This window comes from Actinomadura meyerae, assembly GCF_900188445.1.
Taxonomy (GTDB): Bacteria; Actinomycetota; Actinomycetes; order Streptosporangiales; family Streptosporangiaceae; genus Spirillospora; species Spirillospora meyerae.
Genome location: NZ_FZOR01000040.1, coordinates 74,935 through 85,094, shown reverse-complemented (window position 1 = coordinate 85,094; position 10,160 = coordinate 74,935). Strand labels below are relative to the sequence as shown.

Here is a 10,160-nt window from a genome sequence, read left to right as displayed (position 1 = left end):
CACTCGCCCACGCCCACACCAACGGACTCACCATCCCCTGGCACATCCCCGGACACCACACCAACCTCCCCACCTACCCCTTCCAACACCAGCGGTACTGGGTCGGGGCACCTCGCCGGGCCGCCGACGCGGCGTCGGCCGGGCTCGGGGCGGCGGCGCATCCGCTGTTGAGCGCGGTGGTGGAGCGGCCGGAGTCGGACGGGCTGCTGCTGACCGGCCGCATCGGGCTCGACACCCATCCCTGGCTCGCCGACCACGCCGTCACCGGAACGGTCGTCCTCCCCGGCACCGCGTTCCTCGATCTCGCGCTGCACGCGGGTGAGCACGCCGGGCTGGACCGGGTGGAGGAGTTGACGCTCGAAGCGCCGCTGGTCGTCCCCGCCGCCGGCGGGGTCGGGCTCCAGGTCGCGGTGGGTGAGGCCGGCGAGGACGGCCGCCGCCCGGTCTCGGTGCATTCCAGGTCGGAGGACGGCGAGTGGACGCGGCACGCCGAGGGGCTCCTCGGCCGCGCCGCCGCGCACCGCGCCGAGGCGTTGACGTGGCCGCCGCCCGGCGCGTCCGAGATCGAGGTCGCCACCCGTTACGACGAGCTCGCCGAACGCGGCTACGACTACGGGCCCCTGTTCCAGGGGCTGCGCGCGGCCTGGCGGGTCGGGGAGGACGTCTTCGCCGAGGTCGCGCTCCCCGACGGCACGGAGACGGACGGTTTCGCACTGCATCCGGCCCTGCTGGACGCCGCGCTGCACGCGGCGGGGCTGGCCGGGGCGGGGGACGACGGGGCACTGCGGCTGCCGTTCGCGTGGAACGGCCTGTCCTGGCACGGTTCCGGCGCGCCGGCCGCGCTCCGCGTGCGGCTCTCCCCGCGCGGGGAAGGGTCGGTCTCGCTGGTGATCGACGATCAGGACGGCCGCCCCGTGGCGACCGCGGACTCGCTCAGCACGCGTCCCTTCGATCCGGGCCGGATCGGCGGCGAGCGGCTCCTGTACGCGCCGGAGTGGGTTCCGGCCCCGGAGGTCGCGCGCACCGCCGTCCCGTCCGTGATCGATCGCCACCGGGTGACGTCCGGCGATCCGCGCGGGGCGGCCCGCGCCCTCCTCGATTTCCTCCGCGACCGGCTCGCCGATCCCCGGTTCGCCGACGCCGCGCTGGTGGTGGAGACGCGCGCCGCCGACACCGACCCGGCCTCGGCGGCCGCGTGGGGGCTGGCGCGCTCGGCGCAGGCCGAGGAACCGGGCCGGATCGTCCTCCTCGACGGCGAGACCGAGGAGACCGACGAGGAAACGCTGCGGGCGGCGCTGGCCACGGGTGAGCCGCAGCTGCGGATCCGGGCGGGAGCGTGGGAAGTGCCCCGGCTGGTCCCGCGCGCTCCGGCACCGCCGCGCTCCGCGCCGGAGCCCCGGGACGGGACGGTCCTGATCACCGGCGGCACGGGGGCGCTCGGCGGTCTGGTGGCGCGCCGGCTGGTGCGCGGGCACGGGGTGCGGCGGCTGCTGCTGGTCAGCCGCGGCGGCCCGGACGCGCCGGGCGCCGCCGGGCTGCGGGCGGAGCTGACCGAGCTGGGCGCCGAGGTGACGATCGCGGCCTGCGACGCCGCCGACCGGGACGCGCTCGCGGGACTGCTCGACGCGATCCCGGCGGAGCATCCGCTGCTCGCGGTCGTGCACGCCGCCGGGGTGCTGGAGGACGCGACCCTCGGCACGCTCACCGAGGACCGGCTGGACCGGGTGCTGCGGCCCAAGGTGGACGCCGCGCGGAACCTGGACGAGCTGACCCGCGACCTGCGGCCGGAAGCCTTCGTGCTGTTCTCGTCGGCGGCCGGGCAGCTCGGCACCGCCGGGCAGGGGGCGTACGCGGCCGCCAACGCCGCCCTCGACGCGCTGGCCCGCCGCCGTACCGCCGACGGCCTGCCCGCGACCTCGATCGCGTGGGGCCTGTGGGAGCGCACGGGCGCGATGACCGGCGCGCTGGCGGACGCCGACCTGTCCCGCGTGCGGCGCGGCGGGCTGCTGCCCCTCGCCGACGACGAGGGCCTGGCGTCGTTCGACGCTGCTCTCGCGCTCGGGGAGCCGGTGGTCACGGCCGCGCGGCTGGATCTGCCCGCGCTGCGCAGGCAGGCCGAGGCCGGGGCGCTGCCGCCGGTGCTGCGCGGCCTGGTCCGGCCTCCGGAACGCCGCCGCGGGCCGGGCCGGGCCGGCCGGCCGCTGGCGGACCGGCTGGCGAACCTGGCGCCCGGCGACCGCGCCCGGCTCGCCCTGGACGTCGTCCGCGCGGAGGTCGCGGCGGTCCTCGGGCACGCGACGCCCGCGTCGGTCGACGCCGAGGCGGCGTTCAAGGACCTCGGGTTCGACTCGCTGACGGCGGTCGAGCTGCGGAACCGGCTGGCGGCCGCCGCCGGGGTGCGGCTCACGGCCACGCTGGTGTTCGACCATCCGACGCCCGTCGCGCTCGCCGCGCACCTGGTGGAGGCGATCGCCGAGCGGGCCGTGCCGCCGGAGCCGGTGCTCGCGGAGCTGGACCGGCTGGAGGCGGCGCTGGCCGGGCTCGACGGCGAGGCGGCGGCCCGGCTCGGCGTCGGGCGGCGGCTGCGGGCGCTGCTGGAGGGCGTCGGAGCCGGCTCGCCGGCGGCGGCCGACCGGTCCGACGAGCTGCACGCCGCGACGGCGGAGGAGCTGTTCGAGTTCATCGACCGGGATCTGGGCCGGTCGTCCGCATGACCCGCCCCCGTCACTGGAGGAGCACGCGCCATGGCCAACGCCGCCGAGCAGGAGAAGGACCGGCTGCTGGAGTACCTGAGGTGGGTCACGGCCGATCTCCGGCAGGCCCGCCGCCGGGTGGCGGAACTGGAGGCGGGCGGCGGCGAGCCGGTCGCGGTCGTCGCCATGGCCTGCCGCTACCCCGGCGGCGCCGCGTCGCCGGAGGACCTGTGGCGGCTCGTCGCGTCCGGGACCGACGCCGTCGGCGACTTCCCCGGCGACCGGGGCTGGGACGTGGCGGAACTGTACGACCCCGATCCGGACGCGCCGGGGAAGTCGTCCACGCGGCGGGGCGCGTTCCTGCACGACGCGCTCGACTTCGACGCGGGGTTCTTCGGGTTGGGCCCGCGCGAGGCGCTCGCCACCGACCCGCAGCAGCGGCTGCTGCTGGAGACCGCGTGGGAGGCCGTGGAGCGGGCCCGGATCGATCCGCGCTCGCTGCGCGGGAGCCGGACGGGCGTGTTCGCCGGGGTGATGTACGGAGATCACGCGCACCGGCTCCGCAGCGTCCCGCAGGAGCTCGAGGGCTTCCTCGGCAACGGCGGCGCGGGCAGCGTCGCGTCCGGGCGGATCGCCTACACGCTCGGCCTCGAAGGCCCGGCCGTCACCGTCGACACGGCCTGCTCGTCGTCACTGGTGGCGCTGCACCTGGCCGCGCGGGCGCTCCAGAACGGCGACTGCGACCTCGCGCTGGCGGGCGGCGTCACCGTCATGTCGACGCCGTCGCTGTTCGTGGAGTTCAGCCGGCAGCGCGGCCTGTCGCCGGACGGCCGCTGCCGCTCGTTCGGCGCGGCGGCCGACGGCACCGGGTTCGGTGAGGGCGCGGGCCTGCTGCTGCTCGAACGCCTGTCGGACGCACGGCGCGAGGGGCATCCCGTCCTCGCCGTCATCAGGGGGTCGGCGGTCAACCAGGACGGCGCGAGCAACGGGCTGACCGCGCCGAACGGCCCGGCGCAGCAGCGGGTCATCCGCGCCGCGCTCGCCGACGCGGGCCTTGGACCCGGCGACGTGGACGCCGTCGAGGCGCACGGCACCGGCACCACGCTCGGCGACCCGATCGAGGCCCAGGCACTCCTCACCGCCTACGGACAGGACCGCGACACACCCCTGTGGCTCGGCTCGATCAAATCCAACATCGGCCACACCCAGGCCGCCGCCGGAGCCGCCGGAACCATCAAAATGATCATGGCGATGCGGCACGCCCTCCTCCCCCCGACCCTGCACGCCGACGAACCCACACCCCACGTCGACTGGAACTCCGGCGCGGTCCGGCTGCTCACCGAACCAGTCCCCTGGGAGGATCCCGGCCGGCCGCGCCGCGCGGGCGTCTCCTCGTTCGGCATCAGCGGCACCAACGCCCACCTGATCCTGGAGGAGGCCCCCGCGGAGGACGCCGCCGCCTCCGCGGAGACGGCGGTGCCGGTGCCGGTGCCGTGGGTGCTGTCCGCCAGGAGCGAGACCGCGCTGCGCGCTCAGGCCGCACGCCTCCACGACCATCTCGCCGGTGGCCCGGTGACGGCCGCCGCCGACGTCGGCCGTTCCCTCGCGACGTCGCGCACCGCGTTCGAGCACCGTGCGGTCGTGCTGGGGAGCACCGCCGGCGACCTCATGGACGCCCTGGCGGGACTGGCCGCGGGTGAGATCTCGCCCGACGTGGTGCGGGGCTCGGCGGGCCCCGGCCGGACGGCGTTCCTGTTCTCCGGCCAGGGCAGCCAGCGCCCCGGCATGGGACGCGAACTGCACGAGGCGCATCCCGTCTTCGCCGCCGCGCTGGACGAGGCGGCGGCGTGCCTCGACCCGCACCTGGAGCGTCCGGTCAAGGAGGTGATGTTCGCGGCGGACGGCCCGATCGACGAGACCTGCCACGCCCAGGCCGCGCTGTTCGCGTTCGAGACCGCGCTGTACCGCCTCTTCGCGTCATGGGGCCTGCGGCCCGACCTGGTCATCGGGCACTCGGTCGGCGAGCTGGCCGCCGCCCACGTCGCGGGCGTGCTCGACCTTCCGGACGCGGCCCGGCTGGTGGCCGCGCGCGGCCGGCTGATGCAGGCCGCCCGCACGGACGGGGCGATGGTCTCCCTGCGGGCGGCGGCGGACGACATCGCGCCGGAACTCCCTCCCGGGGTGTCGATCGCCGCCGTGAACGGGCCGGACTCGACGGTCGTCTCGGGGGACGCCGGGCCGGTCGCCGCGTTCGCCCGGGAGTGGAGGGAGCGCGGGCACCGGGCCAAGCGGCTGCGCGTCAGCCACGCCTTCCACTCCCCGCACATGGACCCGATCCTGGAGGAGTTCCGGGAGGCGGCGCGGGGCGTGCGGTTCCACGCCCCGTCCATCCCCCTGGTCTCGAACCTCACCGGACGGATCGCCGACCCCGGCGACCTGCGGTCACCGGACTACTGGACGCGGCACATCCGGGAGACCGTCCGGTTCCACGACGGCGTCCGGACGCTGGCCGCCGAAGGCGTGACCACCGCGATCGAGATCGGGCCGGACGCCGTCCTCACCCCGATGGCGCAGCCGACGCTGCCGGAGGGGGCCTGCGTCCCGGCGGTCCGGCGCGACCGGCCCGACCGGCGCGCGGTGATGCTCGCGTTGGCGACCGCGTTCACCCGCGGCGTCCGCCCGGACTGGGGCCGCGTCTACGCCGGGGCACGGCTCGTGGACCTCCCGACCTACGCCTTCCAGCGCCGGCGCTACTGGCTCGACGCCGCCGAGGGAGCGGCGACCGGGGCGCAGGCGGCGTTCTGGGAGGCGGTGCGGACGTCCGACATCGCCTGGCTCACCGACGCCCTCGACCTCCCCGCCGACCGCAAGGACGCCCTGGCCGGGCTGCTGCCCGTCCTGGCCGGGTGGTGGGACCGGCACCGGCCCGTCCCCCCGGCGCTCCCGTTCGCCGAGGCCGACGCCTCGCCCGCCCCGGACGCCGAGGCGGCCGCCGAGTTCCGGGACCGGCTGGCCGGGGAGACCGAACCGGCCGGGCGCGCGCGGGTCGTGGCGGAGCTGGTGCGCACGCACGCCGCCGCGGTGCTCGGGCTCGGCCCCGATGCCGAGGTCGCCGACGACCAGGAGTTCCTCGCACTCGGGTTCAGCTCCCTCACCGCGCTCGAACTGCGCAACCGGCTGTGCGCGGTGACCGGCCTGCGGCTGGACCCGGTCGCGGCCTTCGACCACCCGACGCCCGCCCTGCTGGCCGACCACCTACTCGATGCGCTCTCAGCGGGCTGACCTGCGCGAACGAGAGGCCGAGGCGGCGGCGCACCCGACCGGTGCGCCGCCGCCGCATACCATCTCCATATCTCCTACTGGAAGAGTTGGTATTGCCGGAAGTGGTCACCGTCGCCGGATCTGCGCCCGCCCGGCCCCGAGCCGTCCGGCCGCCCGCCGGACACCTCCGAATCATGCCAGGCAAGAGCCGCCGCATCGCACGCTCGGCGACGGAAAGCGACGAATCATGCACGAACCGCTACCGCCACCGCGACCTCGGGCCACGATCAGAATGCGGCACAATCGGTAGAAACCGGGCCCGCAAGGGCTACGATCGAGGTTGCTTCGACAACGAAATTCGGGGATGCGCAGCGACCTGAACCCGAAAAGGAGACGGCGTCGCCTGTCAATTTCCGGACAGCGAGATTCAGTAAGTCAGGAAGATCCGTTACAAGGAGTCGCGCCGGCCATCCGAAAGCCCGACATCCCACCTCGCGAACGGCAGGAGATCCAGCGTCGACCGAAAGGGGCAGGCTCCATGAGTTTCGCCGGTCGTTGGGAAGAGTCCGCAGACACCGTCAGACCCGCCGAGACCCGGCGGGCACTCGCCGCCCTCGACGCCGGCAAGGGCCGGATCATCGAACTCTCCGGAGACCCGGGAAGCGGCAAGACCCGGCTGCTGGGCGAGATGATGAAGGAGGCCCGCCGCCGGGGGATCCCGGTCACCCACATCCGCTGCACCGAGTTCGAGCGGCAGCTGCCCTACTACTGCCTGGCCCAGTTGCTCGGCACCCAGCCCTTTCGCGAGGCCACCGCCGCACTGCCCGCCGACGACCGGGCGCTGATCGAGCAGATGATCGCGCGGGCCCGCCTCCCGTGCCCCGCCGACAAGCCGGGCACGACCTGGGAGTTCCACCGCGCGGCCGCGGCGCTGTGGGCCCTGCTCTGCTCCCCCGCGGCGACCAAGCCGCTCATCATCTTCGAGGACTTCCACTGGGCCGACCTGGCCTCGGCCGAGCTCATCGACCACCTGGTCCGGCATCCCGGAGCCGACCAGCCGCTCCTGGTGATCACGCACCGTCCCCGGCAGACCCCGCCCCGGCTGCTGAGCACCTTCGCGCACGCCGGCGAACTCGGCACCATCACCCGGATCGAGCTCAGCCCGCTGTCGCTCGAGCAGTCCGCCGAACTGCTGGGCCTGCTCCCCGACGACCCGCGGCTGGCCGCGCTGCACCGGGAGAGCGAGGGGATCCCCCTCTACCTCATCGTGCTGGCCCACGCGGTCCTGGGCGGCGAGCCGGACGACGGCCTCGGCGCCGTCGCCGCCGACGGCCCCCGCTGCCTGCCCCCGAAGATAGCCGGCCTGCTGCGCGGGGAACTGGCCGCCCTGGGCGAACGCGACTTTCTCATCGCGGCCGCCGCGGCCGTCCTTGACGGGCATTCCGACATCAAGTCACTCATGACCCTCACGGGTTTCGACGCCACCGTGGTGAAAGAGGCCGTCACCTCGCTGCTCGCCCGCGACCTGCTCCGCGCCGTCCCGGGCAAGGCCAATTTCGCATTCCGCCATCCGGTCCTCCGCCGCGTCGCGTACTCGCTTTCGGATTCCGCATGGCTGCTCGGGGCCCACCACACGACGCTGCGGACCCTGATGGAACGCGGCGTCCCCCCGTCGGAACTCGCGCCCTTTGTGGAACGTTCTCTCGGCCCCGCGAGCGCCGAGCACGCGAACATCCTCGCCAGCGCGGCCGAGGAGGCGCTGCGGACCGCTCCCGACCTCGCCGCGCGCTGGCTGAAGATCGCCGTGGCCGAGCTGCCGGCCGAGGAGCGGTCGTCGGAGACCGGCATCCGGCTGCTGCTCCTGCAGACCAAGGCGCTGGGGCTGAGCGGCCGGCTGGACGAGAGCCGCGGGCTGCTCCACCAGGCCATCCAGCAGGTCGAGGCCGGCGACAGCGCGCTGCCCTCCGCGATCGCCTTCGCCGCGATCGTGGAGTGCCTGCTGGGCAACTTCACCGAGGCCAGGGCCGTGCTGTCGCGGACGGTCTCCGAGCTGCTCGCGGCCGACAACCCGCCGCCCGAGACCGCCGACCTGCTGATCGAGCACGGGCTGATCAGCGCGTTCGACGGCCACCCGCCGTCCTGCGACCAGGTCCGGATGGCGATCTCCATCGCGCGCCGCCACCACGACCGGCTGTCGGAGGCGGGGGCCGTCATCCTGAACGGGCTCTGCGACACCTTCAACGGGCTGCCCAACGCGAGCGGGGAGATCGAACGCGCCGCCCTGCTGATCGACGAACTGTCCGACTCCGACCTGGTCCGGCATCCGGAGTACCTCGGCCTGCTCGGCTGGGCCGAGTCGATGGTCGGCCGCTACTCGCGCGCCGAACGGCACTTCTCCCGGGGCGTCGACATCGCGCGCAACCACGGCCAGCGGTTCCTTCTGCCGGTCCTGCTCCTCGGCCTGGGCAACGTGCACCGGCACTCCCGGAGCCTGAAGGAGGCGGCGCGGCTCGCCCGTAAGGCGCGCGAACTGGCGGAGGAGATGCGCCTGAACCACGTCCGCGGTCTCGCGCTGGCGCTGGAGGCCTTCACCACCGCGTGGACCGGTGAGCCCGACGAGGCCGGCGAGGCCGTCCGGCTCGCCGAGCAGGCCGTCACGGTCCTCAGCGAGCAGCGCTTCTACTGGGAGATCGCGGGCGCGGTGGTGCTGTCCAACGTCTGCCACCTGACCGGCGACCCGAGGCGCGCCTACAGCGTCCTGCTGGAGGCGGGAGGCGGGCCCGACCTCCCCGCCATCCCGCCCTTCCTGCGCCCGCAGTGCTACACCATGATCATCACCAGTGGCGTCGAGGCCGGAGAGCAGGCCCGGGACTGGGCCGAGCGCGCCGAACGCGCGGCCACCTCGAAGCTGCCCGTGCCCGAGGCGTACGCGAACCTGGCCCGCGGGCTGGAGCGCACCGCGGCGGGAGACCCGGCCTCCGCCGCCGCGCACGCCCAGCGCGCGGCGGACCGCTTCGCCTCGGCCGGGATGTCGCACGCCAAGGCGTGCGCGCTGACCGTCGTGGCGCGCAACCTCATCGAACTCGGTGATCCCGAGCGGGCGCTGCCCCCGCTGTCCCTGGCCCGCGAGCTCGCCCGCCGGTGCGACGGGTGGCGGGTGATGCGGGAGGTCGAGACGCTGGAACGGGCCGCCGGGTCCGCGGTGACCGCCGGACCGGCCGACGCGCCGCTCCCGGCCGTCGACCTGTCGGTGCTCACCAACCGGGAGCGGGAGATCGCGGCGATCACCGGCAGCGGGCTGCGCACCAAGGAGATCGCCGAGGAGCTGTCGCTGAGCCCGCGCACCGTGGAGGTGCACCTCAACCGCGTGTACCGCAAGCTCAACATCAGCTCGCGGAGCATGCTCATCAAGATCATGCATCGCGCGGACCGGGGCCGGCGGTACCCGCACGCCACCGACGGGGGCCGCGGCTCCGGAGCGGTACGGTGAGAACGACAGGGATCCCCCCGTTCCCGTGGGCGGCCGGAACGGGGGGCGGTCGGTCCGCCCGAGGCGAGGTCATGGCGGAGCGGAGATCGGCGACCCCCGTGCCCGGCGCCCGCAGGGATGCGCGGCGGAACCGGGACCTGCTCCTGGCCTCGGCCCGGCACATGTACGACGAGCGGGGCACCGACGTCTCCCTCGAGGAGGTCGCCCGGCACGCCGGCCTCGGCGTCGCCACGATCTACCGGCACTTCCCCTCCCAGGAGGCCCTGCTGGAGGCGATGCTCTCCGACCGCTTCATCGCGCTCGGCAGCCGGGCCAGGGAGCTGGCCGGGCAGGAGGACTCCGACGCCGCGCTGGTGGACTGGCTGCACGCCTACATCACGCACTCCACCCGGTACCGCGGGCTGGCGCTGTCGATCATGTCCGGGCTGCGCGACCAGGACTCCCCGCTCGCCGCGTCCTGCTCGGCCATGCAGGACGGCGGGGCCGAGCTGCTGGCGCGCGCCCAGCTCGACGGCAGGATTCGCGCCGATCTCGACATGGCCGACCTGCTCCGGCTCGTCACGGCCGTCGCGGTGACCGCCGGTCCGCAGCCGCGGGAGGCCGCCCGGCTGCTCGACCTGCTCCTGGACGGTCTCCGCCCGCGGGACCCCGCCGCTTAAGACGCGCTTTAATCCGGTCCGTCACGGTGGAACGGCCCCACTGCCCCTCCCGATTCG

4 protein-coding genes are annotated in these 10,160 nt (G+C 75.0%); all 4 read left to right on the top strand.

All coding sequences use genetic code 11. The features are described from left to right. A partial coding sequence (locus tag CHF16_RS31295) for a type I polyketide synthase (RefSeq protein WP_143228184.1) occupies positions 1 to 2,714 on the top strand: 2,714 nt, incomplete at its 5' end. 30 nt (positions 2,715 to 2,744) lie between these two features. After that, on the top strand, positions 2,745 to 5,975 hold the full coding sequence (locus CHF16_RS42095; RefSeq protein WP_089329762.1) for a type I polyketide synthase: 3,231 nt from the start codon (positions 2,745 to 2,747) through the stop codon (positions 5,973 to 5,975). Between the two features lie 517 nt (positions 5,976 to 6,492). Next, on the top strand, positions 6,493 to 9,444 hold the full coding sequence (locus CHF16_RS31285) for a helix-turn-helix transcriptional regulator (RefSeq protein ID WP_179271787.1): 2,952 nt from the start codon (positions 6,493 to 6,495) through the stop codon (positions 9,442 to 9,444). 71 nt (positions 9,445 to 9,515) lie between these two features. Next, on the top strand, positions 9,516 to 10,103 hold the full coding sequence (locus tag CHF16_RS31280; protein ID WP_089329760.1) for a TetR/AcrR family transcriptional regulator: 588 nt from the start codon (positions 9,516 to 9,518) through the stop codon (positions 10,101 to 10,103). Positions 10,104 to 10,160: the final 57 nt, after the last annotated feature.